General features: G+C 52.8%; 25 protein-coding genes. 14 read left to right on the top strand and 11 right to left on the bottom strand.

Annotated features, from left to right (window positions below):
• Positions 1–105: 105 nt before the first annotated feature.
• The 5 genes from lolC (at position 106) to pepT (ending at position 5,538) form a co-directional block, all read left to right on the top strand.
• Entirely contained in the window at positions 106–1,308 is a 1,203-nt protein-coding gene (gene lolC / locus ACZRKO_RS08840; protein ID WP_463736828.1) for a lipoprotein-releasing ABC transporter permease subunit LolC, read from the top strand.
• Positions 1,301–2,023, top strand: coding sequence for a lipoprotein-releasing ABC transporter ATP-binding protein LolD (gene lolD / locus ACZRKO_RS08835; protein ID WP_463736827.1), 723 nt, complete (start codon positions 1,301–1,303; stop codon positions 2,021–2,023). Before lolC ends, lolD begins: the two co-directional genes overlap by 8 nt.
• Positions 2,023–3,273 carry a lipoprotein-releasing ABC transporter permease subunit LolE gene (gene lolE, locus ACZRKO_RS08830; RefSeq protein ID WP_463736826.1) on the top strand — a complete coding sequence of 417 codons (1,251 nt, stop codon included), beginning with the start codon at positions 2,023–2,025 and terminating at the stop codon, positions 3,271–3,273. Before lolD ends, lolE begins: the two co-directional genes overlap by 1 nt.
• A 37-nt stretch (positions 3,274–3,310) precedes the next feature.
• A complete protein-coding gene (gene cobB / locus ACZRKO_RS08825; RefSeq protein ID WP_463736825.1) occupies positions 3,311–4,141 on the top strand; it encodes a Sir2 family NAD+-dependent deacetylase in 831 nt (276 codons plus the stop codon).
• 161 nt (positions 4,142–4,302) lie between these two features.
• Positions 4,303–5,538, top strand: a complete 1,236-nt coding sequence (pepT, locus tag ACZRKO_RS08820; RefSeq protein WP_463736824.1) for a peptidase T — start codon at positions 4,303–4,305, stop codon at positions 5,536–5,538.
• A gap of 89 nt (positions 5,539–5,627) precedes the next feature.
• Here pepT and ACZRKO_RS08815 read toward each other — a convergent pair whose 3' ends face one another.
• The 3 genes from ACZRKO_RS08815 to phoP form a co-directional block, all read right to left on the bottom strand.
• Positions 5,628–6,749 carry a ribosomal protein uL16 3-hydroxylase gene (locus tag ACZRKO_RS08815; protein ID WP_463736823.1) on the bottom strand — a complete coding sequence of 374 codons (1,122 nt, stop codon included), beginning with the start codon at positions 6,747–6,749 and terminating at the stop codon, positions 5,628–5,630.
• Between the two features lie 132 nt (positions 6,750–6,881).
• A complete protein-coding gene (gene phoQ, locus ACZRKO_RS08810; protein WP_463736822.1) occupies positions 6,882–8,336 on the bottom strand; it encodes a two-component system sensor histidine kinase PhoQ in 1,455 nt (484 codons plus the stop codon).
• Positions 8,337–8,356: 20 nt separating this feature from the next.
• Positions 8,357–9,031 carry a two-component system response regulator PhoP gene (gene phoP, locus ACZRKO_RS08805; RefSeq protein ID WP_463736821.1) on the bottom strand — a complete coding sequence of 225 codons (675 nt, stop codon included), beginning with the start codon at positions 9,029–9,031 and terminating at the stop codon, positions 8,357–8,359.
• A gap of 308 nt (positions 9,032–9,339) precedes the next feature.
• On the opposite strand from phoP, the gene ACZRKO_RS08800 reads away from it, so the two are divergent.
• From ACZRKO_RS08800 to ACZRKO_RS08790, 3 genes are read left to right on the top strand one after another with little or no spacing between them, the layout of a single operon-like run.
• Entirely contained in the window at positions 9,340–10,590 is a 1,251-nt protein-coding gene (locus ACZRKO_RS08800) for a nucleoside permease (RefSeq protein ID WP_463736820.1), read from the top strand.
• A gap of 57 nt (positions 10,591–10,647) precedes the next feature.
• Complete coding sequence (locus ACZRKO_RS08795; RefSeq protein WP_463736819.1) at positions 10,648–11,667, top strand: ADP-ribosylglycohydrolase family protein; 1,020 nt, start codon at positions 10,648–10,650, stop codon at positions 11,665–11,667.
• Positions 11,664–12,638 (top strand): PfkB family carbohydrate kinase, encoded by a 975-nt coding sequence (locus ACZRKO_RS08790; RefSeq protein ID WP_463736818.1) that lies wholly within the window; start codon positions 11,664–11,666, stop codon positions 12,636–12,638. Before ACZRKO_RS08795 ends, ACZRKO_RS08790 begins: the two co-directional genes overlap by 4 nt.
• Here ACZRKO_RS08790 and ACZRKO_RS08785 read toward each other — a convergent pair.
• From ACZRKO_RS08785 to rluE, 6 genes are all read right to left on the bottom strand, one after another.
• Positions 12,635–13,396 carry a GntR family transcriptional regulator gene (locus ACZRKO_RS08785; RefSeq protein WP_463736817.1) on the bottom strand — a complete coding sequence of 254 codons (762 nt, stop codon included), beginning with the start codon at positions 13,394–13,396 and terminating at the stop codon, positions 12,635–12,637. The two genes, ACZRKO_RS08790 and ACZRKO_RS08785, sit on opposite strands and share 4 nt — an antisense overlap.
• Before the next feature lie 104 nt (positions 13,397–13,500).
• Positions 13,501–14,871, bottom strand: coding sequence for an adenylosuccinate lyase (gene purB / locus ACZRKO_RS08780; protein ID WP_463736816.1), 1,371 nt, complete (start codon positions 14,869–14,871; stop codon positions 13,501–13,503).
• Positions 14,872–14,910: 39 nt separating this feature from the next.
• Positions 14,911–15,537: a high frequency lysogenization protein HflD gene (gene hflD, locus ACZRKO_RS08775; RefSeq protein ID WP_463736815.1), complete on the bottom strand. Its 627-nt coding sequence runs from the start codon at positions 15,535–15,537 to the stop codon at positions 14,911–14,913.
• 196 nt (positions 15,538–15,733) lie between these two features.
• Positions 15,734–16,837, bottom strand: a complete 1,104-nt coding sequence (gene mnmA / locus ACZRKO_RS08770; protein WP_463736814.1) for a tRNA 2-thiouridine(34) synthase MnmA — start codon at positions 16,835–16,837, stop codon at positions 15,734–15,736.
• A gap of 223 nt (positions 16,838–17,060) precedes the next feature.
• On the bottom strand, positions 17,061–17,507 hold the full coding sequence (locus tag ACZRKO_RS08765; RefSeq protein WP_463736813.1) for an NUDIX hydrolase: 447 nt from the start codon (positions 17,505–17,507) through the stop codon (positions 17,061–17,063).
• Complete coding sequence (rluE, locus tag ACZRKO_RS08760; protein ID WP_463736812.1) at positions 17,500–18,126, bottom strand: 23S rRNA pseudouridine(2457) synthase RluE; 627 nt, start codon at positions 18,124–18,126, stop codon at positions 17,500–17,502. Before rluE ends, ACZRKO_RS08765 begins: the two co-directional genes overlap by 8 nt.
• Positions 18,127–18,258: 132 nt before the next feature.
• Here rluE and icd point away from each other — a divergent pair, with 132 nt between their 5' ends.
• From icd to cho, 3 genes are all read left to right on the top strand, one after another.
• Entirely contained in the window at positions 18,259–19,512 is a 1,254-nt protein-coding gene (icd, locus tag ACZRKO_RS08755; protein ID WP_463736811.1) for an NADP-dependent isocitrate dehydrogenase, read from the top strand.
• A 175-nt stretch (positions 19,513–19,687) separates the two neighbouring features.
• The gene (locus tag ACZRKO_RS08750) at positions 19,688–21,265 is read left to right on the top strand and encodes a sensor domain-containing diguanylate cyclase (RefSeq protein WP_463736810.1); all 1,578 of its coding nucleotides are present in this window, start codon (positions 19,688–19,690) and stop codon (positions 21,263–21,265) included.
• Positions 21,266–21,303: 38 nt separating this feature from the next.
• Positions 21,304–22,143 (top strand): excinuclease Cho, encoded by an 840-nt coding sequence (gene cho, locus ACZRKO_RS08745; protein WP_463736809.1) that lies wholly within the window; start codon positions 21,304–21,306, stop codon positions 22,141–22,143.
• Between the two features lie 19 nt (positions 22,144–22,162).
• Here the strand turns inward: cho and ACZRKO_RS08740 are convergent, their stop codons facing one another.
• The gene (locus tag ACZRKO_RS08740) at positions 22,163–22,378 is read right to left on the bottom strand and encodes a hypothetical protein (RefSeq protein ID WP_463736808.1); all 216 of its coding nucleotides are present in this window, start codon (positions 22,376–22,378) and stop codon (positions 22,163–22,165) included.
• Positions 22,379–22,683: 305 nt separating this feature from the next.
• Here ACZRKO_RS08740 and ACZRKO_RS08735 point away from each other — a divergent pair, with 305 nt between their 5' ends.
• From ACZRKO_RS08735 to ACZRKO_RS08725, 3 genes are all read left to right on the top strand, one after another.
• Positions 22,684–23,112 (top strand): GNAT family N-acetyltransferase, encoded by a 429-nt coding sequence (locus ACZRKO_RS08735; protein WP_463736807.1) that lies wholly within the window; start codon positions 22,684–22,686, stop codon positions 23,110–23,112.
• A gap of 113 nt (positions 23,113–23,225) precedes the next feature.
• The gene (locus ACZRKO_RS08730; protein WP_463736806.1) at positions 23,226–23,513 is read left to right on the top strand and encodes a hypothetical protein; all 288 of its coding nucleotides are present in this window, start codon (positions 23,226–23,228) and stop codon (positions 23,511–23,513) included.
• A 137-nt stretch (positions 23,514–23,650) separates the two neighbouring features.
• Positions 23,651–24,049 (top strand): hypothetical protein, encoded by a 399-nt coding sequence (locus ACZRKO_RS08725; protein ID WP_463736805.1) that lies wholly within the window; start codon positions 23,651–23,653, stop codon positions 24,047–24,049.
• A gap of 14 nt (positions 24,050–24,063) precedes the next feature.
• On the opposite strand, the gene ACZRKO_RS08720 is transcribed toward ACZRKO_RS08725, so the two are convergent.
• Entirely contained in the window at positions 24,064–24,282 is a 219-nt protein-coding gene (locus ACZRKO_RS08720; RefSeq protein ID WP_463736804.1) for a hypothetical protein, read from the bottom strand.
• Positions 24,283–24,395: the final 113 nt, after the last annotated feature.

The raw sequence follows: 24,395 nt of genomic DNA, 5'->3' as shown, positions 1-24,395 counted from the left end.
TTAATACTGTTAGTGGTTCCATAAAGCGGGACTAGCCTTTATTATCCTTGATCACTTTAGTCTGCGCCATGCACTTAACACGGCCAAGCACGTAAAACGGATGTCATGTATCAACCTGTCGCGTTATTTATAGGCCTGCGCTACATGCGCGGGCGTGCTTCAGACCGCTTTGGGCGGTTTGTCTCCTGGCTTTCGACTATCGGCATCACCCTCGGGGTGATGGCGCTGGTGACGGTGTTATCGGTCATGAACGGTTTTGAGAAGGATCTGGAAAGTAACATTCTGGGTCTGATGCCTCAGGCGTTGGTGACGACGGCACAGGGTTCGCTGGATCCTCAAAAAATTACTCAGGCGGATGTTGCCGCGCTTAAGGGTGTCACCCGCGCTGTACCGCTAACGACTGGCGACGTGGTGCTGCAAAGCCCCGGCAGTGTAGCGGTTGGCGTGATGTTGGGCGTAAATCCTGATGAGAAAGATCCGCTTTCCAACTATATGGTGGCGGTGAATCAGGATGTACTACAACCGGGCCAGTACAACGTCATTCTCGGCGACCAGCTCGCGCAGCAGCTGAAAGTTAAACGCGGCGACCAACTGCGTCTGATGGTCACCAGCGTCAGTCAGTTTACGCCGATGGGCCGTATTCCAAGTCAGCGTTTGTTTACCGTCGCCGGCACTTTTGCCGCCAACAGTGAAGTGGATGGCTACCAGATGCTGGTTAATCAGCAGGATGCCTCACGTCTGATGCTCTATCCGAAAGGGAATGTAACGGGCTGGCGTCTGTTCCTCGACAAGCCGTTGGACGTGGACAGTCTGAGTACGCAAACCCTGCCGAAAGGCACCGAGTGGAAAGACTGGCGAGAACGTCGCGGTGAGCTGTTCCAGGCGGTGCGCATGGAAAAAAATATGATGGGTCTGCTGCTCAGTCTGATTGTTGCCGTCGCCGCCTTTAACATTATTACGTCCCTCGGGTTGTTGGTGATGGAGAAGCAGGGCGAAGTTGCCATACTGCAAACCCAGGGGCTGACCCGCCGTCAGATCATGGCACTGTTCATGGTACAGGGGGCAAGTGCCGGTATTATTGGTGCGCTGTTCGGGGCCGTGCTCGGTGTAGTACTGGCAACCCAGTTGAATAACATCATGCCTGCTATTGGACTGATGCTTGATGGCGCGTCGCTGCCGGTGGATATCGAACCCACTCAGGTGGTGATTATTGCGCTGATCGCCATGGCGATCGCTTTATTGTCAACGCTTTACCCTTCGTGGCGCGCAGCTGCCGCCCAACCCGCAGAGGCTTTACGTTATGAGTAATTTAGTATCATCGCAGGGCGAATTATTATTGCAGTGCGGAAACCTCTGTAAGACCTACACCGAAGGCAAAATGCACACCGATGTGTTGCGCGATGTCTCTTTTGCGATTCAGCCAGGCGAAATGATGGCGATTGTCGGCAGCTCCGGCTCAGGTAAAAGTACCTTGTTACATCTGCTGGGCGGGCTTGATTCCCCGACTTCCGGTGAAGTGGTGTTTAAAGGCACCTCGCTTAACACCATGTCTTCTGCTGCTAAAGCCGAACTGCGTAACCGTGAACTGGGCTTTATCTACCAGTTCCACCACCTGTTGCCAGACTTCACGGCGATGGAAAACGTCGGTATGCCGTTGTTGATCGGTAAAGGTAAAGCGGCTGAAGTGGAGGAAAAATCCATGGCGATGCTAGCCGCCGTTGGTTTGCAGCACCGCAGCAAACATCGCCCGTCTGAACTTTCTGGTGGTGAGCGTCAGCGTGTGGCAATAGCCCGTGCGCTGGTAAACAGCCCGTCACTGGTACTGGCCGATGAACCGACCGGTAATCTGGATCAGAAAAATGCTGACAGTATTTTTGACTTACTGGGTGAACTGAATGTCCGTCAGGGCACGGCATTTCTGGTTGTCACACATGACCTCCAGTTGGCTAAGCGCATGAACCGTCAGTTGGAGATGCGCGATGGTAAGCTGCAACAGGATTCGACCCTGCTGGGAGCGAAGTGATGTCAGCTATCCCCTTCTCGCTTTTAATCGGCCTGCGCTTTAGCCGTGGTCGCCGCCGCAGCGGCATGGTGTCGCTAATTTCGATTATCTCTACGCTCGGCATTGCGCTGGGCGTGGCGGTGCTGATTGTTGGTCTGAGCGCCATGAACGGTTTTGAACGTGAGCTGAAAGAGCGTGTGCTGGCCGTGGTGCCGCACGGCGAAATTCGCCCGGTCAATCAGCCGTTTGAAGGCTGGCAGGGCGTACTTGAACGCGTGGAAAAAGTACCGGGCATTGCCGCCGCCGCACCTTATGTGGAATTTAACGGCCTGATTGAGCATGGTGCGAAACTGCGCGCGATTAAACTCAAAGGTGTGGATCCGCAGCAGGAGCCACGCGTCAGCGCCGCGCCGTCCTTTGTTCTGGGTGATGCCTGGAAGAGTTTCAAAGCAGGTGAACAGCAGGTCATTTTGGGCAAAGGCGTTGCTGACGCTATCGGCGTAAAACAGGATGACTGGGTCACAGTGATGATCCCCAACAGTGACCCGCAAATGAAGCTGCTTCAACCTAAGCGCATCCGTCTGCACGTCACCGGTATCTTGCAGTTAAGTGGCCAGCTCGACCACAGTTTAGCGATGGTTCCCCTGGCGGATGCCCAGCAGTATCAGGACATGGGCAGCAGCGTCACCGGGATTGACATTAAAGTGAACGATGTCTTTGCCGCACAGAAACTGGTGCGTGACGCCGGTGAGGTGACGCAGGCCTACGTTTACATCAGCAGTTGGATCGGCACCTATGGTTACATGTACCGCGATATCCAGATGGTGCGTGCCATCATGTATATGGCGATGGTGCTGGTGATTGGCGTCGCCTGTTTCAATATCGTCTCGACGCTGGTTATGGCCGTGAAGGATAAAAGCAGTGATATTGCGATTCTGCGCACACTCGGCGCAAAAGACGGGCTGATCCGCGCCGTGTTCATCTGGTACGGTTTACTGGCCGGGCTGGTGGGCAGTATTTGTGGCGTGGTGGTGGGGGTGATTGCCTCCTACCAACTGACGAATATCATTAATGCGCTGCAAAAATTTACCGGGCATCAGTTCTTGTCGGGCGACATTTATTTCATCGACTTTTTACCGTCGGAGCTTCACTGGCTGGACGTAGCAGGCGTGTTGTTCACCGCACTGGTGCTTAGTCTGCTGGCTAGCTGGTATCCGGCACGCCGCGCCAGCCGTATTGATCCGGCCCGTGTATTAAGTGGCGGACAGTAGAAACTTTTAACAGACTTGTAAAACAGCAGGAGCACTTATGCGCACACGCCATCGTCTGTGTCGGTTTCGCAAAAATAAACGCATACGGCACCAACGTTTTCGCTCAAGTATTTTCCATCGCGACAATATGGCTGCCGCGTCATTAAAACGGCCTTTTGTCGTGGTGCTGACCGGCGCCGGGATCTCGGCTGAATCCGGTATTCGCACCTTCCGCGCAGCGGACGGATTGTGGGAAGAGCATAACGTGGAAGATGTGGCGACGCCCGAGGGCTATCGCCGCGATCCTGAACTGGTTCAGGCATTTTACAATGCCCGCCGTCAGCAGTTACAGCAGGAAGCGATCCAGCCGAACGCGGCCCACAAAGCGCTGGCCATGCTTGAAGATGCGCTGGGCGATAACTTTATGCTGGTGACGCAGAACATCGATAATTTGCATGAGCGTGCGGGGAATAAGCGCGTGATGCATATGCACGGTGAATTGCTGAAAGTACGTTGTACTCAGTCAGGTCAGGTCTTCGACTGGCTGGGTGATCTCAGTGTTAACGACAAATGCCACTGTTGTCAGTTCCCGGCCGCGCTGCGCCCGCACATTGTGTGGTTTGGTGAAATGCCGATTGGCATGGACGAAATCTATCAGGCGCTGGCGAAGGCTGATTTCTTTATTGCAATCGGGACCTCCGGGCATGTTTATCCGGCCGCCGGTTTTGTGCATGAAGCCCGTTTGGGTGGGGCTTTTACGATTGAGCTGAACCTCGAGCCCAGCCAGGTCGAAAGCGAGTTTGATGAGAAGAAGTACGGGCTCGCCAGTGAGGTCGTCCCCGAATTTGTTCACGCCTTTCTGACCAAAGAAGATAATGCCTGGCGCTAGCCGGGCTTTTTTTGCCTTTTCCCTCTTTTTACGTTATCCCTAAAAAATTGCGCCCGTGCAGAACACTTCGGTGACTAAACTTGGACAAAAATGACCTGACGCAATATTTGCGATTTTCATGCTGCGCATAATAAAAGTCGGCTGCCTGAGGATACCTAATTATGGATAAGTTGCTCGATCGTTTCTTCCACTACGTTTCATTTGATACCCAATCGAAAGCCAATGTCAGGCATACGCCCAGCACAGAAGGGCAAACGAAGCTGGCACGTGAATTACGTAACGAGCTGATTGAACTGGGGCTCGAACAGGTTACGCTCAACGACAAAGGCTGCGTGATGGCCACTTTACCGGGCAACGTCGCCTGGCAGGTTCCAACGATTGGCTTCATTTCCCATCTGGATACGGCACCTGACTTTACCGCCAAACACGTCAATCCGCAGATCGTCGAAAATTATCGCGGGGGGGATATCGCGCTCGGTAACGGCGATGAAGTTCTCTCTCCGGTGATGTTCCCCGTACTGCACCAGTTGCTTGGTCAGACACTGATCACAACTGATGGCAAAACGCTACTGGGTGCCGATGACAAAGCCGGTATTGCGGCCATTATCACCGCCATGGCGATGCTCAAAAAAAGTAACCGGCCACATGGCCCGCTGCGTATAGCATTCACGCCGGATGAAGAAATTGGCAAAGGCGCGCAGACATTTGACGTTACGGCATTTGGCGCAGAATGGGCTTATACCGTGGATGGCGGCGGGGTGGGCGAGCTTGAATTTGAGAACTTTAATGCCGCCTCTGCGACCATTAAAATTGTCGGTAATAATGTGCATCCGGGCAGCGCCAAGGGCGTGATGGTTAATGCGTTGTCTCTCGCAGCACGCTTTCACAGTGAGCTTCCGGCCGACGAAACACCGGAGAACACCGAAGGTTATGAGGGCTTTTATCATCTGACGTCGATGAAAGGCTCGGTTGAGCGCGCCGAAATGCACTACATTATCCGTGACTTCGATAAAACTAATTTCGAAGCACGTAAGCAAAAAATCATTGATGTTGCCCACGTGGTTGGCAAAGGATTGCACCGCGATTGTTATATTGAAGTGACGCTCGACGATCACTATTACAATATGCATGACAAGGTGGCAGAGCATCCGCACATCATTGAAATTGCCAAACAGGCGATGGTGGCTTGTGATATCGACCCCATTATGAAGCCGATCCGTGGTGGTACTGACGGCGCACAGCTCTCTTTCCGTGGCCTGCCTTGCCCGAATATTTTCACTGGCGGCTATAATTTTCACGGCAAGCACGAATTTGTCACGCTTGAAGGGATGGAAAAAGCGACCGACGTTATCATGCATATTGCCGAGCTGACGGCGCAGCAAGCGGCAAAACACTGATTTTATCCAGGCAGTTAACCGAGTCGCATAAACGAAAAGGGAGCACTTTATTGCAAAGTGCTCCCTTTTATTTTACTGCGTTAACCAGGTCAGTCGTTGAAATACCAGTACCCGCTGTTGACCAGCGCAGAGAGCAAGGCAAGGAATGACGGATCTTCCAGCGCATCACCCAGCATGTCACGGGTGACTGTCATGTGGCGGGTCATGGCATCGGCGGCAGCCAGATGTTCAGTTGTCATCGCTTCGCCATTGACGTAGCACACATCCCCCACGCGCAATACGCGCAGACCGCAAAGCCGTTGCAGCGATTCACCGGACTCCAGCAACTCATAAATTTCACCCGCCTGATAAGGCGGCTCCGGCGGCGCCAGATCCAGCTCATGACGTGACTGGGAGATAAATTCACCAAACCAGCTGTTGAAGTGCTCCGGGTTACCGACCAGCTCCAGCATCATGCTACGCATGCGGTCGAGCTCTTCCGGCTCAACCAGCGCGGGATGTTCACGTTCTACAAGATCCGGGTCGCCGTAGCGGTGACTGCCCAGCTCGCGGGCAAGAATGTAATCCGCGTAACCGCTGACCATCTCGCGTGCATTCGGTGCGCGGAAACCAACGGAGTAATTCAGCGAGCTTTCCAGCGAATAGCCTTCGTGCGGAAAACCCGGTGGAATATAGATGATGTCACCCGGTTCCAGCTCTTCATCAATGATGGCCTCGAACGGAGCCACCTGGAGCAAATCCGGGTGCGGGCTGTGTTGTTTCATCGGAATTTTTTCGCCTACACGCCAGCGGCGGCGGCCGGTGCCCTGAATGATAAACACGTCGTACTGATCCAGATGCGGGCCGACACCGCCACCAGGGACTGAGTAGGAGATCATCAGGTCGTCCATACGCCAGTCAGGAATATGGCGGAACGGGCGCATCAGATGGGAAGAGGGCTCGTGCCAGTGATCAACGGCCTGAACCAGAATCGACCAGTTGTTTTCACCCAGATGATCATAACTTTCAAACGGACCGTGACTGACCTGCCAGCGACCATCCTGATGACTGACCAGACGGCTGTCTACTTCGTTTTCCATCGCCAGGCCGGCCAGCTCATCCGGGGAGAGCGGGTCAACAAAATTTTTGAAGCCACGTTTAAGAACAACAGGACGTTTTTGCCAGTAACGTTGTAAAAAATCGGTCCAGTCTAAGTCGAGTTGATAATCCATATGTTTATTCCATGGCCTGAAAAGAAGACTATTGAGAAGGATTATAACGGAAGGCGCCGCTGCTGCATTGGGCAATCACCAGCAATTTTCACTTGCTGATAACATTTTTGTTTGCAGCAGCGTCAGTCTGGCTTAGTCAATATCCGATTCGTGCTGCTGACCGAAGCAGACACGCATACTGGCACCGCCGAGCGGGCTGTCGCCGATGATAATTTCACCGTCATATTGTTCGATGATTTCACTGGCTAAAGAGAGGCCCAGTCCCTGACCCGGACGCAGGGTATCAGCGCGCTGGCCTCGCTGGAAAATGACGGTGCGTTTGCTTTCCGGAATGCCGGGACCATCATCTTCAATCAGAATGACCAGTTGTTTTTCGGTGTAAACAGCGCTGATCTCCACAAATTCCAGACAATATTTACAGGCGTTGTCGATGACGTTGCCCATCACTTCGATGAAGTCGTTTTTCTCGCCAATGAAGGTGATTTCCGGGGAAATATCCAGCGTCAGTACCACGCCTTTACGCTGATACACTTTATTGAGTGCTGAGCATAGGCTGTCGAGCAGTGGCGGAACGGAGTGTACTTCACGGATCAAAATAGTGTGTTCAGAACGCAGTGTTGCGCGGTGCAGGTAATATCCTATCTGTTGTGAGATACGGCTGATCTGCTCGAGCATCACCGGTTCGGCTTCTTCGATGGTCATCTGTTTGCTGTTTCGCAATGAACGCAGCGTCGACTGCATCACGGCCAGCGGCGTTTTCAGGCTGTGGGTCAGGTCCGCCAGCGTAGTGCGGTAGCGGTCATAGCGTTCCCGTTCGCCATGCAGGAGGGTATTTAGGTTGCGCACAAGCCCTTTGAGCTCACGCGGCGGGTTTTCATCCAGCGCTTCACGCTCGTGGGTTTCCAGCTCAGCGACCTGGCGGATCAACGCTTTGATCGGACGCAGGCTCCAGTAAGCCGCCAGCCACAGTAGCGGTACGACTAGCAGCAAATTCGCTAACAGTACATAACTGAACCATTCCCATACCAGATCCGAACGCTGTAACTCCTGCGGAATAGTATCCACTACCACAATATTCAGTGCGGGCAGACGGGACGTGGCAGCGTAAGTATTGACGGCGATGGAGTGGGTCATCGCGTTGGCGTCGGTGTCATCGTAATCTTTGAGCTTATCCTGAGCTTTCGGGTTATCGCCGACCACTTCGCTACTGATTTGAGTGTCGGTATCAAGCTCATAGAAGCCAGGTTTGTTCATCCACGTTTTGTCGATACGGGCTTCAATTTCTGGAAGTTTACGCTCGGCCCACAGCAGGTCGCCTTTATCATCATAAATGAACACCAGCGTGGGGGAGTTGAGATCCAGATCGGGTGGGACATTGATCGTCAGCTTGTTATCACGCCACTGGGCGAGGCTGAAAAAAAGGTTACTTTCACCGCGTAACAGGCGGTAGGCGGTTTTATCGAAGCTGACCATATAACCGACCACGGCCACCAACCCGTAAGCCAGTGACAGTGCGAGTACTACCGCCGCAGTCGCCAGCATAAAGCGTGAACGCAGCGAAAAAGGTTGGTTGTTGCGAAATTTCATTAGTCAGCCGTTGGAAAACATTACGGACGAATATCGAAACGATAACCCTGACCGCGTACAGTCGTTATCACATCGGTCGGGTACTCGGCCTGCAGTTTCTTACGTAACCGGCCCATCAGTACATCAACGGTATGGCTTTCACGCAGCTCAGCATCCGGATAAAGTTGTAGCATCAGCGAGTCTTTGCTGACCACTTTTCCTGCGTTGCGGATCAGGGTTTCTATGATGGTGTATTCAAAAGCGGTGAGCTTCACCGGCTGCTCGTTTACCGTGAGTTCACGGCGGGAGAGGTCAATCTGGAACGGGGCTATGGCGATAACCTGCGAGGCCAGGCCGCTGTTACGGCGCATCAGGGCCTGCATACGCGCGACCACCTCCTCCAGATGGAAGGGTTTGGTAACGTAGTCGTCGGCACCGGCTTCCAGTACCGCTACTTTGTCCTGCCAGCTTTCGCGTGCGGTCAGCACCAGAATCGGTAATTTGGCCTGATGGCTGCGCCAGCGCTGAATCAAACTGAGGCCATCTTCGCCGGGCAATCCGAGGTCAACAATGGCGATATCCGGAGCGTGTTCCTGCAAAAAGTAGTCAGCTTCTTTGGCATCTTCTGCCGCGTCGACCTGATGTCCCATCTCACGCATTTGTACCGACAGGTGATGGCGTAACAGCGCATTGTCTTCGACAACCAGAATTCGCATAGCAACTCCTTTTTGAGGGCAGGGCTTAACCCTGGCCAGCTTTTTATAATATATCCTGCGATAACTGTAACGTATTCAGAATGATTTTCTTCAACGTCAGATAAACACGTTGAAAGGCAGGTTAAACGAAAGATAAACCAAGTATAAACGGGCATTCTCATCAGTGACAGAAAATGTGAGAAGGATCGCGGTAAAAATTCAAAGGTATCATTAAGGTACTATAAAGGTATTCAATAGATGCCTTTATCTGCCTCGGGTCTGGCTTTCCTTCAGCTCTGAAAGGTTTCCTGTTCAGCAAGGATATAATAATGAAACGTACCCATCTGAAGCTGTCTGTCATGATGTTTATTGAGTGGTTTATCTGGGGGGCCTGGTTTGTTCCACTGTGGCAATACCTGAATAAACTCGGTTTTAGCCCCTCGGAGATTGCCTGGTCCTACAGCAGTACGGCGATTGCTGCCATTCTCTCGCCTGTGCTGGTGGGTGTTATTGCCGACCGTTATTTTGCAGCGCAGAAAGTGCTGGCGTGGCTGCTGCTGGCCGGTGGCGCGCTGATGTGTTTCATCGCCATGCAAACACAATTCTCGACGTTTTTCCCGCTGCTGGTGGTGTATGCCATTACTTACATGCCATCGGTGGCGCTCACCAATAGCATCGCTTTTGCCAATATCAATGATACCGAGAAGGACTTCCCGCGTATCCGCGTTCTCGGCACACTGGGCTGGATTGCCTCAGGATTGTTCATTGGTTTTATGCTGCCGCCGATGCTCGGTCTCGGCAATATTTCCGACACCAATCTGCCGCTGTGGCTGACTGCCGCTGCCTCTTTTGCACTGGGTATCTACAGCTTCTGGCTGCCGGATACGCCCGCTAAAGGCAGTGGTCTGGTGGATATCAAGGCTCTGTTTGGGCTTAATGCACTGGGATTGCTTAAAGACCGCTCCTTCGCGATTTTCGCCCTTTGCTCCTTTCTTTTTTGTATGCCGCTGGCTTTCTATTACCAGTTCGCTAATGGTTATCTGACGCAGGTTGGCCTCACCAATGCCACTGGCTGGATGACCCTCGGTCAGGTGTCTGAAATTTTCGCGATGCTGGCGCTCCCTTTTCTGCTTAAACGCTTTGGCATCAAAAAAGTGCTGATGCTGGGCTTCGTGACCGCCGCGATTCGCTACGTTTTCTTCATCTATGGCGGCACGGAGGATGTGTGGGCCTACAGCATGTTGTTCCTCGGCATCCTGCTGCATGGCGTCAGTTACGACTTCTACTTTGTGACCGGTTATATCTACGTCGATAAAAAAGCGCCACCGCATATGCGCACCGCGGCGCAGGGCCTGATCACCCTGATTTGCCAGGGATTGGGGAGCTTTATCGGCAACTGGCTTGGGGGCCGCGGGATGACCACTTTCGCGTTGGAAAAACCGCATAACGGGATGACCTTCGACTGGTTCGCCGTGTGGGGCGTTGGCGCCGCCATGGTGGCAGGTGTGATGCTGCTGTTCCTGCTGTTTTTCCGCGAACGCGACAAAACCATTACGCCGGTCGAACTGGCACGCCCTTAACGTTCACTTTTCTGGCGGGCATTATGCCCGTCAGCTGACATCTTTTAGGAGGTAAATATGCAACAGATAACCCGTGAGAACCGCATTCTTGGTGCGCTGTATGGACAAATGCTGGGGGACGCGCTCGGGATGCCGTCCGAGTTATGGCCCCGTGGACGCGTGAAGAAGCACTTTGGCTGGATTGACCGTTTCCTTGATGGGCCGGCCGAAAATAACGCCGCCTGTTATTTCACTGCCGCTCAGTTTACGGATGACACCTCAATGGCGCTGGCGCTGGCCGACGCGCTGATCGAAGCGGACGGTGCGGTGGTTCCTGAACTGATTGCCCGCAATGTGATCCGCTGGGTCGATGACTTTGATGCCTTTAACAAAAACATTCTTGGCCCAAGTTCAAAACTGGCACTGGCCGAGCAGAAGAAAGGAGTGGCAATCAGCGAGTTGGAAAATAACGGCGTCACCAACGGTGCCGCAATGCGCGTCTCACCGCTAGGCTGCGTACTGCCTTCCGCGCCGCTCGAGCATTTTTGCCAGCAGGTTTGGTTGGCTTCCAGCCCGACGCACAAGTCAGATATTGCCGTTGCAGGTGCGGTGGTGATTGCCTGGGCGGTGGCAAAAGCGGTGGAAGGGGCAAGCTGGGCGGACATCCGTCTTGCGCTGCCGGACATCGCCAAATACGCCCAGACCCGCCAGACTACCACTTTCAGTGCGTCGCTCGCGGCCCGAATAGAACTGGCGTTTGACGTGGTGGAGAAAGCCAGTGGCACGGAGCAGGCATCAGAGCAGATCTATAATGTTGTTGGGGCTGGTGTGAGTACCATTGAATCCGTTCCGGCGGCGCTGGCGATGGTTGAACTCGCCGGAACCTGCCCAAACCGCTGCGCGGTATTGTGCGCCAATCTGGGCGGTGATACGGACACCATTGGCGCAATGGCAACGGCAATTTGCGGAGCGTTGCACGGCATTGAAGCCTTCAGTGCGGAGTATCTGACCGAGCTAAAACGCGTGAATCCGCTGAGTATGACCCATTACAGCCACGCTTTTCTGCGTTTTCGTAAACGTGCTGAGGAGGTGCAATGAGCAGCTGCCAGCACGGTGAACTTTTACAAACCCTGATGCAGGGTAACTGGCATCAGCAGTGTCCGGTCACAGTCGTCGGGGCGGCGGTGATGGATATGGTGGCCCATGCGGATAATTTGCCAGTACGCGGGGGCGATATACCTGCCACAGTTTCAGGTTTTCATCTGGGCGGCTGCGCGCTGAATATCGCCCTTGGCCTGAAACAATTGGGGATCGATAGCCACAATATGTTGCCGCTGGGCGAGGGCATGTGGGCGACGCGGCTGCGTGAGGAGATGACCGCGCGCGGCATTCAGTCGGATCTTCAGGTCAGCGGCGGTGACAACGGCTGGTGTCTGGCGCTGGTAGAACCCGACGGCGAACGGACGTTTATCTCCATCGATGGAGTTGAAAATCAGTGGCAACCATCGTGGCTCAGTGCTGAGGTGCCACAAAATGCTCTGGTCTATCTGTCCGGGTATCAACTGGGTGCAAAACAGGGCGGGGTGCTGGTGGAGTGGATGCAGCATCTGCCCGCCGGTGTTCGGGTAGTGCTGGATCTGGGCCCACGTCTGGATGCCATGTCAAAAGAGCTCGTTAAAGGACTGATCCGCCCCGGCGTTATTTTGACGCTTAATCAGCGTGAAGCCAGTTTGCTGGGGTACGTAGAGGATGAGGAAATTTTCTGTCGCCAATTGCAGGCGAAAACCCATGAACTGGTGGTATTGCGCTGCGGTGAGAAGGGCAGTTATTACTACGGTGGTGAGCAGGAGCACGGCTGGATCGCCGCACGCAAAGTGACAATGGTGGACAGCATTGGCGCAGGTGACAGCCACTGCGCCGGTTTGCTTGCGGGGTTATCTCTGGGCCTGACTCACTGGCAAAGTATGATGCTGGCCAACTGCGTGGCGGCTTATGTGGTCTCCAAACCCGGAGGTGACTGCGCCCCTACGCTGGCCCAGCTTGCCGGGGATTTCGGTCCTGTGGGTTAATCTTCGCTGATAAATTCGTACATATCGCTGCGGCAAAAACTTTCGCTGTATTCGATGGGGCGGTTTTGCCCGTCGAACAGTGTCTGACGAATGATCAGTACCGGCATCGGCGCAGTCAGCTGCAGGGATCGGGCGGTGTCGTCATCAGCCATGGCGGCGCTGACCCGACTTTGCAGCGCACCGAGTTCAACATTGTTGCGGTGGAAATAATCATACAGCGAGACGCCGATATCCTGGACATCAGCGATTGCATCCGTCACCACATAAGAAAGCGCCACGGACATCGGCTGCGTGTCAATATAGTGAATACGCTTGAGTTTATAGACATCGCTTTTTTGGGTGATCGCCAGTTTACTGGCAACCAGAGCATCGGCGGGCACCTTTTCGCGGCTGATCCAAAGCGTGTCCGGTTTCCGCCCCTGTAATAGCACTTCGCGCGAGAAACCTTTCATATCTGCTAATGAATAGGAGAGTTTGCTCTCTGCTTTATTCTTGATAAAGGTGCCGTAACCGCGCGACCGGCCGATATTTCCGGCCTCCTCCAGCTTTGCCAGCGCTTTACGTACCGTAATACGCGAAATTCCAAGCTCCTCGGTGAACTGTCGCTCACTGGGCAAGAAATCGCCTTCGGCCAATATGCCGGTATTTATGGCCTGCAAAATAGCGTCACTGAAACAGAGATAAAGCGGCTGCGCGCCAGCATGGGCAAGGTTCTGCCGGAGTTTTTCCAGCACGCGCTGATTGGTGTCCATGCTCATAAACGGCTGATTTTCCTGTGGGCTACAGTGTTGGTATCTATTTTATACCCTCAGACATAAAAAAGGCGACCCGCAGGTCGCCATATATGCAATAAGCCGAAAACTTATTTCAGCTCATCGACCATTTGAGCTGCACGGCCTATATAGTTGCCTGGAGTCATGGCTTTCAGGCGAACTTTCTCGTCTTCCGGCAATGGCAGGCTGTCGATGAATGCTTGCATGCCCGCTGCATCAACGCGTTTGCCACGGGTCAGCTCTTTCAGCTTTTCGTAAGGTTTCTCGATGCCGTAACGGCGCATCACAGTCTGGATTGGCTCGGCGAGTACTTCCCAGTTGTGGTCAAGTTCGAACGCCAAATTCCCTTCGTTCACTTCCAGTTTACTCACGCCTTTCATGGTGGCCTGATAAGCGATCAACGCATAACCCAAACCGACACCGAGATTGCGTAGGACGGTGGAGTCTGTCAGGTCACGCTGCCAGCGGGACACCGGCAGTTTGCTGGCCAGATGCTGCAGTACGGCGTTGGACAAACCGAGGTTGCCTTCTGAGTTTTCGAAGTCAATTGGGTTCACTTTGTGCGGCATGGTAGAAGAACCAATTTCGCCGGCAATGGTGCGCTGCTTGAAGTGGTTCAGGGCAACGTAACCCCAGATATCGCGATCGAAGTCGATCAGAATGGTATTGAAACGCGCCACGCAGTCAAACAGTTCTGCGATGTAGTCATGCGGTTCAATCTGTGTGGTGTACGGGTTCCAGGTAATGCCCAGCGAGGTCACGAATTCTTCGCTGAACTTATGCCAGTCCACTTCCGGGTAGGCCACGATGTGGGCGTTGTAGTTGCCGACTGCACCGTTGATTTTGCCAAGAATTTCCACTTGCTGGAGCTGCTTGTACTGGCGATCCATGCGGTAGGCTACGTTGGCAAACTCTTTACCAATTGTGGACGGCGTAGCAGGCTGGCCGTGGGTGCGTGACAACAGGGGAATATCACGGAACTGGTGAGCCAGATCTTTGATGGAATTAATGATTTTCAGCCAGTATGGCGCCACGACGTCCTGGCGTGCCGTTTGCAGCATCAGGGCGTGAGAGAGGTTGTTGATATCTTCAGAAGTACAGGCGAAGTGAATGAATTCAGACACGGCGTGCAGGGCAGGGATGGCCCCCACTTTTTCTTTCAGGAAGTATTCAACTGCTTTGACGTCATGGTTGGTGGTTTTCTCGATGTCTTTAATACGCTGTGCGTCTTTTTCGTCGAAGTTAGCCACTAACTGGTCAAGGAAAGCGTTTGCGTCGGCATCAAAAGCAGGGACTTCTTTGATGTCCGCACAAGCTGCCAGTTTTTGCAGCCAACGTACTTCAACCTGCACACGGAACTTCAGCAGGCCAAATTCGCTGAAGATTGCGCGCAGCGCGCTGACTTTATCACCGTAGCGTCCATCAACGGGGGAAACGGCGGTCAGTGAGGATAATTCCATCGGTTGCAACTCCTGGGATTGTGTTTATTTACAGTAAAATCAACAATGGGCTAAAATATTTTTTGCCTGTTCAAACAAGCGATTACGGGAAAACATCAGCTGCAGGCGTCCGCCGCCTACCTGCTGCCACAATACGGCTGAGCGGATACCCGCCAGCAGCACGGCCCGGACTTTGGCCTGAACTTGTGAATTCTGTAGAATCGCGGGTGAGCCTGTGACCTGAATTCGCGGGCCGACCGGGCTTACGATATCAACGTAAATCGCCGCCAGGGAGCTCAACATGGTTTCTGATTCAAGTTCAAAGTGCGCCAGCTGTCGGTCTAACTGATCAAGACGTTCGCCAAGCTTGTTCATCGCCGCTTTATTGGCGTTAAGTTTACGCTCCAGCACCATCAGACTCAGCGTGTAGCGTGTCAGTTCGGCGCCCGGTCCCTGACGGTTAGCGTTTAATACGCCCAGCAGGGTTTCCAGCCCCATCTTCAGGTTGGCTTCATTATTGCCGTAAACCGCTAGCGTGGATGCCGGATTCATCTCCAGCAGGCTGCGTAACGACACTGACATTTCTTCCTGTGCACAATGACCTTCATGGGCAAGTTGCTGCACCAGGCGTGCCGACTGGCACATACCGGCCAATGCCAGCGTAATGTCATAATAATTTTTAGCCACGTTTACTCCTGTAAGCGTTGTTCGGATACTCACCGGCTTCAGTAATGAAGAACGAGCCGGCTGGCCGAATCTGAGGCGACAGATCATGCCATAAAACGAGGGCTAAACACAGTTCGGAATCAGTGCCGATTTGCGAGGTTGATCTGGAGAAAAGAAATCGGGACGCATGGCGCGTCCCGTATCGATATTCACTGCGTTACAGCGGGTGGCGCTGTTCGATAATGCCGCCACCAAGGCAGACCTCACCGATATAAAACACAGCCGACTGTCCCGGTGTGACTGCAGCAACCGGCGCGTCGAAACGCACATCAATGCGCTCATCGCCGAGCGGCGTTATGGTGCAGGGGATATCCTGCTGGCGATAACGCGTTTTCACCATACATTTGAACGGTTCGGTGACGGGTTTGCGGTCAACCCAATGCAACTGCTGGGCAATTAGCCCAACGGACATCAGACGCGGATGCTCGCCACCCTGGGCAACATAAAGAATGTTATTCGCCACGTCTTTCTCTACCACGTACCACGGGTCTTCGCCGCCATCTTTCTGACCGCCAATGCCCAGCCCTTTGCGCTGACCGAGCGTGTGGTACATCAGACCCTGATGCTGGCCCATATCCTGACCATCGACGCTTTTAATCGGGCCGGGTTGGGCAGGGAGGTAACGGCCGAGGAAGTCCTTGAATTTGCGCTCACCGATAAAACAGATGCCGGTAGAGTCTTTCTTTTTGGCGGTGATTAAATCCAGCGCTTCGGCAATGCGGCGTACTTCTGGTTTTTCCAGCTCCCCTACGGGGAACAGGCTTTGCGCGATTTGGTCGCTGCCGAGCGTATAGAGGAAGTAGCTCTGATCTTTGTTGCCGTCGGTTCCACGCAGTAAGTGGCTGATGCCGCCAACGTCCTTGCGGCGCACGTAATGACCGGTCGCAATGTAATCAGCACCGAGATCTTCGGCGGCAAATTCCAGGAAGGCTTTAAATTTGATCTCTTTATTGCACAGGATATCCGGGTTGGGGGTACGCCCCGCTTTGTACTCTTCGAGGAAAAGCTCAAAAACGTTGTCCCAATATTCCGCTGCAAAATTCACGGTGTGCAGCTTCATGCCCAGTTTGTCGCACACGGCCTGCGCATCGGCAAGGTCGGTGGCGGCACTGCAATACTCTTCGTTGTCGTCCTCTTCCCAATTTTTCATGAAGAGGCCCTCCACCTGGTAGCCTTGCTGCTGTAGCAAATAGGCCGAAACGGAGGAGTCGACGCCGCCGGACATCCCGACGATCACTTTTTTCTGGCTGTTGTCAGACATAATAGTCCCGAAAAACATAGGTAAATTGCCCGACAGGTGGCGCTTTTGACTGGCGTTTCAATGCCAGAAAGTCACACGAGGATGAAGGCCGCGCGCAACAAAAAAGTCACTCCGGACCGGACAGCGGTGGTGAGTATTTTTTACGTAAAAAAACTAAGCGCGAAATTTTATCACGTCAGGCCGCTGGCTGCACCGTTGATTGGTGCCGCCAGCGAGGGAGCGATTATTCCGGCAGGTTGAAATTAGCCAGCAGGTCGAGCGGATAGCGCGGACTTTGCTGATAACAGCGAATACTTTCGGCAACCAGCGGGGAACGCAGTCGGGGCGAGCCGATAATGTCATCCGCACTGGCCCAGACGCAGCCGTCAATGTCGCTGTCCTGAGGTTCAGTGGGCGGCTGTTCGTCAAGATCAATGACGAACGCGAAGCGCAGGAACGGGGTGCCGTCCGGGGCCTGCCACTGATGCAATTTGAGGAAAGATTGCGGCTCGGCATGGATACCGGTTTCTTCATAGAGTTCACGTTTAGCGGCACTGAACAGAGTTTCATTGGCCTCCAGATGACCGGCTGGCTGGTTCCAGGTCACTTTGCCATTGACGGTTTCTTCGACCACCAGAAATTGTCCCTGTGACTGCACTACGCAGGCGACGGTGACGTGCGGTTTAAACATCTGCGATCTCCTTCCATTGTCCGGGTTGTAAATCACCGAGCGAATATTCACCCATGCTAAAACGGATCAGACGCAGCGTCGGGAAGCCTGCGTGGGCGGTCATGCGACGCACCTGACGGTTGCGACCTTCATATAATGTAATTTTCAGCCAGGCGGTAGGAATGGTTTTGCGTTCGCGGATAGGCGGATCCCGCGGCCACAGCCACTGCGGCTCTTCCACCAGCTCAACGCCTGCGGGCAGAGTTTTGCCGTCTTTCAGCTCAACGCCTGAACGCAATGCATTCACCGCGCCGTCGTCAGGCACACCTTCTACCTGCACATAATAGACTTTACCGGTCCGCTTGCCTGGCTGAGTCAGCGCAGCCTGCAGTTTGCCATCGTTGGTCAGCACCAGTAAACCTTCGCTGTCGCGATCCAGGCGCCCTGCGGCATAGATGTCTGTTAATGAGATGTAGTCTTTGAGCGTGGCGCGACCGGCTTCGTCGGTGAACTGCGGCAGTACATCGAACGGTTTATTGAACAGCACCACTTTACGTGGACCGTTTTGCGTTGGACGCACCCTGTCAGGCCGCTTGCTGAAACGGTTAACGTGGTGATTTTTAACAGAGATCGGTTTCATAGGCATTGAAGTCAGAGAGAATTAGCGCATTATACGTGAAAACGGTTTCAGATTGGCGCGCGGACATTATTGAAGTAATATCGACCCGCATCTTACAAATTTTTAACAAAAATGCGCTCGAAGGAGAGGTTAATGGAAAGCAAAGTAGTTGTTCCGGCGGAAGGTAAAAAGATTACAGTTGATGCCCAGGGTAAACTGATCATTCCTAATAATCCTATTATCCCGTTCATTGAAGGCGACGGTATTGGCGTTGACGTTACCCCTGCCATGATCAAAGTGGTGGATGCAGCGGTTAAAAAAGCCTACAACGGCGAACGTAAAATTTCCTGGATGGAAATCTATACGGGTGAGAAATCAGTCGAACTGTACGGTAAAGACGTATGGTTGCCTGAAGAGACGCTGGACCTGATCCGTGATTACCGCGTTGCCATCAAAGGCCCGCTGACTACCCCGGTCGGTGGCGGTATCCGCTCCCTGAACGTTGCCCTGCGCCAACAGCTGGATCTTTATATCTGCCTGCGCCCGGTACGTTATTACACCGGCACGCCTAGCCCGGTAAAACGCCCGGAAGACACTAATATGGTGATTTTCCGCGAGAACTCCGAAGATATCTACGCAGGTATTGAATGGAAAGCCGGTTCAGCTGAAGCCGACAAAGTGATCAAATTCCTGCAAGACGAAATGGGCGTAAAGAAAATCCGTTTCCCACAGGATTGCGGTATCGGTATCAAACCTTGCTCGGAAGAAGGTACCAAACGTCTGGTCCGTGCAGCGATTGAATACACGATAACCAACGATCGTGATTCCCTGACGTTGGTTCACAAAGGCAATATCATGAAGTTCACCGAAGGTGCATTCAAAGATTGGGGTTACCAGCTGGCTCGTGAAGAGTTTGGCGGTGAACTGATCGATGGCGGCCCGTGGGTGAAAATCAAGAACCCGAACAATGGCAAAGACATCATCATTAAAGATGTCATTGCTGATGCCTTCCTGCAGCAGATCCTGTTGCGTCCGGCTGAGTATGACGTTATCGCCTGTATGAACTTGAACGGTGACTACATTTCCGACGCCCTGGCGGCGCAGGTTGGCGGTATCGGTATCGCACCGGGTGCTAACATCGGTACGGATTGTGCACTGTTCGAAGCGACCCACGGCACAGCACCTAAGTATGCCGGTCAGGATAAAGTGAACCCTGGTTCTATTATTCTTTCCGCAGAAATGATGTTACGTCATATGGAATGGTTCGAAGCGGCAGACCTGATCGTTAAAGGTATGGAAGGCGCAATCGCGGCTAAAACCGTGACTTACGATTTCGAACGTCTGATGGACGGCGCTAAACTGCTGAAATGTTCAGAGTTTGGCGACGCAATGATCGCAAATATGTAATTCAGGCCGATAGATTTGCCCAAACGGGAGCTAAGAAAGCTCCCGTTTTTTATTGTCCGGAATCTACAATTGTCTCTTTCATCAGCATAAGAGCAGACGTTTTTATATCCGTCGTCTTGTACAGAAGGGCTGACGGTGGTAAACATTAGCCACTTTTTCCCCCGGGATCATTGACTTGTCACCTTCATCTTTCTTCAGCGTTTTTTTTCGACTTGATCTACGCCGTCTGATCCTGATTCTGGCCGTGACCAGTGCCTTCGTGACACTGGCAAACAGTTTCTATGCCAGCTACAGCGTGCAGCGGCAGTTGCTTATCGATAACACGCTGGAGGCGAACCGGGTTTATGCTACCAAGCTGGCATCGAGCACTGAGCTTTTTGTCCACAGTATGCAAAAACAGCTGTTATATAGCAGCCGTATTGCTGCTGCTCATTTTGATGATAACGCTGTGTTGCAGGCTGAAACAGCGCGGCTGAAATATCAGAGCGACAGTTTTAACTCAGTGGTGATCACGGATGCGAACGGTATTATCCGCGCAACGTCTCCCGACAGTCTGCAGCTGATGGGACATAAATTAACCACGCCCGGCGCGCTTGAAGCGCTGTCGCTGCGCCGTCCGCTGGTCAGCAAGCCCTATATCTCCGCGGCCAACAATCTGGTGATCAATATTTCCACACCGATTGTGTCAGCCGATGGTCGCTACCACGGATACATTGGCGGCACGATTTATTTGCGCCAAAAGAGCATTCTCAACGAGCTGCTGGGTGAGCACTATTACCGCGACGGCTCTTACATTGTGGTGCTGGACCGCGACCGGCGTATTCTCTACCACCATAATCCTTCGCGTATCGGGGAAGTGCTGGCGCCCAAACCTATCACTGATGCTGTTCAAAAGGGAACGAATGGCAGCCTGATGATGGTCAATACCGTCGGCGAGCCATTACTGGCAGGCTTTGCCGTGGTGCCTTCAACCGGTTGGGCTATTATTACACTCAGGCCCACGGACTCGACCCTTAAGCCATTACAGGGGCTGATGTTTAAAGTGCTGCGTCATTTGACGCCATTAGCATTACTGACACTGTTTTGTGTCTGGATATTGTCGCGTCTGATTGCCCGGCCACTGCGCCAGCTGGCGCGCAGCGCCAACGATATGGATAAACCAGATATCTCCAACAGTATCAGGCTGATCCCTGACTGGTACTTCGAAGCAACGCAGCTGAAACGGGCGTTGCTGATTGGCATCAGCTTGCTGCAAAAGAAAATTGGCAAACTGAAGTTTGAGGTACAAACCGATCCGATGACCGGATTGTTTAACCGGCGCGGGCTGGCGACGGCGCTGGAGTACATACAGCAGATGAAGTTGAATTTCTCCGTGATCGCACTGGATATCGACCATTTTAAAAAGATCAATGACACCCATGGGCATGATGTTGGTGATGAAGTGATAAAACTGCTGGCCCAGCAGATTCGTGCGAGTTCGCGTGAAAGCGATATACTTTGCCGCAACGGTGGCGAAGAGTTCCTGATGGTATTACCGGGAACCTCACAGGACGTCGCGACCCAAATTGCCGAGCGTTTACGCCAAAGTGTGGAAGAGATGCAGATTCCGCAGGCGGAAAAGATCACCATCTCCTTAGGGGTTGCGGCGGGGAGTTCTGGCAAAAGTCAGTCTGAACGCGTTCTGAAAAAAGCCGATGAGGCATTGTATCGTGCCAAGCAGGAAGGGCGTAACCGGGTGGTGTCGCCGTCATAAAATGTGATGAAATGAGTGAGTAAATCAGTTTGAGGAATGTGTCCCGCAGCGAGTTTGACGCTGAAATTTATCAGTACCCGGAGCATCTGCGCGCCTCTTTGGCCGGGCTGCCTTCGGTGCCTGGCGTGTATATTTTCCACGGCGTCAGCGATCAGTTGCCGCTGTACATTGGCAAAAGCATCAATATCCGCAGCAGGGTGATGTCGCATTTTCGCGCCAGAGACGAGGCAAAGTTATTACGCCAGACTACCCGTATCTCCTATCTGGAAACGGCAGGTGAACTGGGTGCGTTACTCACCGAAGCCCGCATGATTAAAGAGCAGCAGCCGCTGTTTAATAAACGGCTGCGCCGCTCTAAACAGCTCTGTTCACTGCATATTCACGACGGCAATGTTGACGTGGCCTACGCCAAAGATATTGATTTCGCCAACACGCCGGGGCTGTTTGGCCTGTTTGCCAACCGTACCGTGGCGCTGGAGAAGCTTCGCATTCTCGCCGATGAGCAGAAACTTTGTTATGGCGTATTAGGCATCGAGAAAGTCATCAAGCACCGCGCCTGTTTCCGCTATAGCCTGAAGCGTTGTGCCGGAGCGTGCTGCGGTACCGAAACCCGCGAAGCGCATCACGAAAGACTGCTGCTGGCGCTGGAATCCCTGCGGGTTAATTGCTGGAGCTGGCCAGGCAGAATTGCCATTGTCGAAGAAGGGGCATCTTTCACCCAATACCACATCGTGCAGGACTGGTTCTATCTTGGGACGGTCAGTTCGCTGGAGGAAGAGAATATCTTGCAGAAGGTCTCCGCCCATTTTGACAGCGACGGGTACAAGATCCTCTGCAAGCCGTTATTCAGCGGTCGCTTTAAGACCATCGAGTTATAATTTTTACGGCGTTAAGCGATTATTTCGCCGCCGTTTGCGCCTGTTCTGCCTTGGCTTTTGCCGCCAGATGATGACCTACCGCACAACCCGCCACTGCGCCTAACACTGCGTGGTGCTCAAGATGACCCGCTACGCCACCGACAACTGCACCTTTCAGACAACCTGCTGCGTGAGCCAGTGAACTTACCGACAACATCAGCGCTAAAACCACTGTATACACCGTACTTCTTGCCATAAATCTCACCTCGAAATGCAGGACATCTACCCATAAGTTGATGGCAAAAATGTCACAACCCAATCAGATATACCACCGGCCCATCTGTAACCAGATGATGCGATTATTTCGTCAGTTTTTCGCTATAGGGTGGTAAGCCAGCAGGTGTGGGCGTTCGTTTGTCCGTAAAGCGCCGCCGCGCAGTTACAACTCAATGTATCAATCTAATAACTTGTTAATTGGTTGAATATTGGTTTAATGAATGATTCGTATTCGGATGATTTATCAGGCTATGTGGGGGTTCATTTTTCTATAGGGAGGGCGTAATGATGCAGGAACTTGTAATTTCGACGGATAAGGCACGTTTAGATCTGACGGCTATCCACCACTTTTTAAGTGAAGAGTCGGCGTGGGGTAAGGGGATCCCACTGACTGTAGTGGAAAAATCTATCGAGGGCTCTTTGTGCTTTGGCGGATATCTGGAAGACCAGCAAGTCGCTTTTGCCCGCGTTATCACCGATTTCGCGACCTTTGCGAATCTGGTTGACGTCTTTGTGTTACCGCAGTATCGCGGCCGGGGATTTAGTAAGGCGTTAATGGCGGCCATTCTGGCAGCGCCGGAGCTACAGGGTTTACGTCGTATTACATTGGCCACCAGCGATGCGCATGGTTTGTATGCACAGTTTGGTTTTTCGCCGCTGACGAAACCCGAGACTTTCATGGAGCGTTATCAGCCGGATATTTACAGCCGGTAGGTATTCAGCGTCGGTGCCGGAGGCCTTTTTTTGTTTCTGCTAAACTTATTATCAAACTCTGTGTTATTCCCATGACGTCAGGGTTATTTCTACCAGAACAGAAGGATGCCGCTATGTCTGATCATGACCTTTTGCAGTCTCTGGTTGCGCGTATTGATGCCCTTGAACAGCGTGAGAAACAGCTTCTTTATGCTTCCAATGCCTATCAGGCCATTCTGACCACGTTGCTGGGGAATCTTGATAAAAATACCCGTGACAGGGTGATCAGCATGGTTGATCAGGCCCATGATATTGCCTATGCCCGTGCCAATCTGGAACAAAAAGGCAATATTCTCGGCACCGATGATATTACCCAACGGATGTTTCTGTTTGCTCAGGGAAGGGCCACTCAGTCTAAATAACCGATTATCTGTCAGGGGAAGGAGTCGCCCCTGCGGGTATTAATCGTTGCTTTAGTTTACGAACAACAGTTGACAGACAATCATCGTCTGGCCACGCGTGTGGCCGGAGGTTAAGTGCGTGCAGATTTGAGGTGGTCATGCAAAATTTCATCCTGTTTTATAAATCCATACGGGCCACAATGATTGAGTCATTACCCCGACCGGTAGAATTCGACACGCTGGCCATCATTAACGCATCTCTGGCACAAGGCGAGCTTGGGGAAGGGGTTGCGGGATGGAGTATCAGCAAAGAAACCAATGCCGATGCTCCAAGCAGTATTTTCGTCACGGTAGCGAATTACGATTATTTCTTTATTGATACTGCGGGTGAAAAGGTCGGCGAGACGGAGCTGGATGCGTGGGAACTGATCGCGGATTTTGAAGCAACCCTGCACTGGATGGTAATTAACGGGCATCTCTATGGCGATAAAGGCAGCTACGTGGTGCTCGAAAAGTGTCTGCGAACCCTTTCGCCAGAAATTACTTTTCCGGCCTAGCTCCTGGGCCGCCTTCAGTTACGAACGCGGTTAGTTTTCATCATATTGATCGCGGCGCCCAACAGGACGCGGCGTTTAACCTCGTCTGTTTCACCAAGCTGGTGGTTGAGATATCCCACCAGCTCTTCTGCGGTGAAAGGTTTGCCGTGGTGATGTAGCTGAATGACGGCGTCGCCGATGATGCGCGAGACTTCATCCCATAATGGTTGAATCTCACTTTCCGAGAATTTCATCTTTTCTCCCGTTCGTGTGATTTTCAACCAATCTAACATTTGAGCGCGTTGTGGCAAATCCCTTCCTGAAAACGAAAGGCTAGCGGAAGTGACGCGGGAGGCGTTCGGGGGCT

The sequence above is a fragment of the Ewingella sp. C233 genome, assembly GCF_055407225.1.
This window is presented reverse-complemented; position numbering and strand designations above follow the sequence as displayed.

Bases quoted from the DNA above. Each gene is read 5' to 3' on its own strand.
- lolC (WP_463736828.1), top strand. From the start codon at position 106: ATGTATCAACCTGTCGCGTTATTTATAGGCCTGCGCTACATGCGCGGG.
- lolD (WP_463736827.1), top strand. From the start codon at position 1,301: ATGAGTAATTTAGTATCATCGCAGGGCGAATTATTATTGCAGTGCGGA.
- lolE (WP_463736826.1), top strand. From the start codon at position 2,023: ATGTCAGCTATCCCCTTCTCGCTTTTAATCGGCCTGCGCTTTAGCCGT.
- cobB (WP_463736825.1), top strand. From the start codon at position 3,311: ATGCGCACACGCCATCGTCTGTGTCGGTTTCGCAAAAATAAACGCATA.
- pepT (WP_463736824.1), top strand. From the start codon at position 4,303: ATGGATAAGTTGCTCGATCGTTTCTTCCACTACGTTTCATTTGATACC.
- ACZRKO_RS08815 (WP_463736823.1), bottom strand. From the start codon at position 6,749: ATGGATTATCAACTCGACTTAGACTGGACCGATTTTTTACAACGTTAC.
- phoQ (WP_463736822.1), bottom strand. From the start codon at position 8,336: ATGAAATTTCGCAACAACCAACCTTTTTCGCTGCGTTCACGCTTTATG.
- phoP (WP_463736821.1), bottom strand. From the start codon at position 9,031: ATGCGAATTCTGGTTGTCGAAGACAATGCGCTGTTACGCCATCACCTG.
- ACZRKO_RS08800 (WP_463736820.1), top strand. From the start codon at position 9,340: ATGAAACGTACCCATCTGAAGCTGTCTGTCATGATGTTTATTGAGTGG.
- ACZRKO_RS08795 (WP_463736819.1), top strand. From the start codon at position 10,648: ATGCAACAGATAACCCGTGAGAACCGCATTCTTGGTGCGCTGTATGGA.
- ACZRKO_RS08790 (WP_463736818.1), top strand. From the start codon at position 11,664: ATGAGCAGCTGCCAGCACGGTGAACTTTTACAAACCCTGATGCAGGGT.
- ACZRKO_RS08785 (WP_463736817.1), bottom strand. From the start codon at position 13,396: ATGAGCATGGACACCAATCAGCGCGTGCTGGAAAAACTCCGGCAGAAC.
- purB (WP_463736816.1), bottom strand. From the start codon at position 14,871: ATGGAATTATCCTCACTGACCGCCGTTTCCCCCGTTGATGGACGCTAC.
- mnmA (WP_463736814.1), bottom strand. From the start codon at position 16,837: ATGTCTGACAACAGCCAGAAAAAAGTGATCGTCGGGATGTCCGGCGGC.
- ACZRKO_RS08765 (WP_463736813.1), bottom strand. From the start codon at position 17,507: ATGTTTAAACCGCACGTCACCGTCGCCTGCGTAGTGCAGTCACAGGGA.
- rluE (WP_463736812.1), bottom strand. From the start codon at position 18,126: ATGAAACCGATCTCTGTTAAAAATCACCACGTTAACCGTTTCAGCAAG.
- icd (WP_463736811.1), top strand. From the start codon at position 18,259: ATGGAAAGCAAAGTAGTTGTTCCGGCGGAAGGTAAAAAGATTACAGTT.
- ACZRKO_RS08740 (WP_463736808.1), bottom strand. From the start codon at position 22,378: ATGGCAAGAAGTACGGTGTATACAGTGGTTTTAGCGCTGATGTTGTCG.
- ACZRKO_RS08735 (WP_463736807.1), top strand. From the start codon at position 22,684: ATGATGCAGGAACTTGTAATTTCGACGGATAAGGCACGTTTAGATCTG.
- ACZRKO_RS08730 (WP_463736806.1), top strand. From the start codon at position 23,226: ATGTCTGATCATGACCTTTTGCAGTCTCTGGTTGCGCGTATTGATGCC.
- ACZRKO_RS08725 (WP_463736805.1), top strand. From the start codon at position 23,651: ATGCAAAATTTCATCCTGTTTTATAAATCCATACGGGCCACAATGATT.
- ACZRKO_RS08720 (WP_463736804.1), bottom strand. From the start codon at position 24,282: ATGAAATTCTCGGAAAGTGAGATTCAACCATTATGGGATGAAGTCTCG.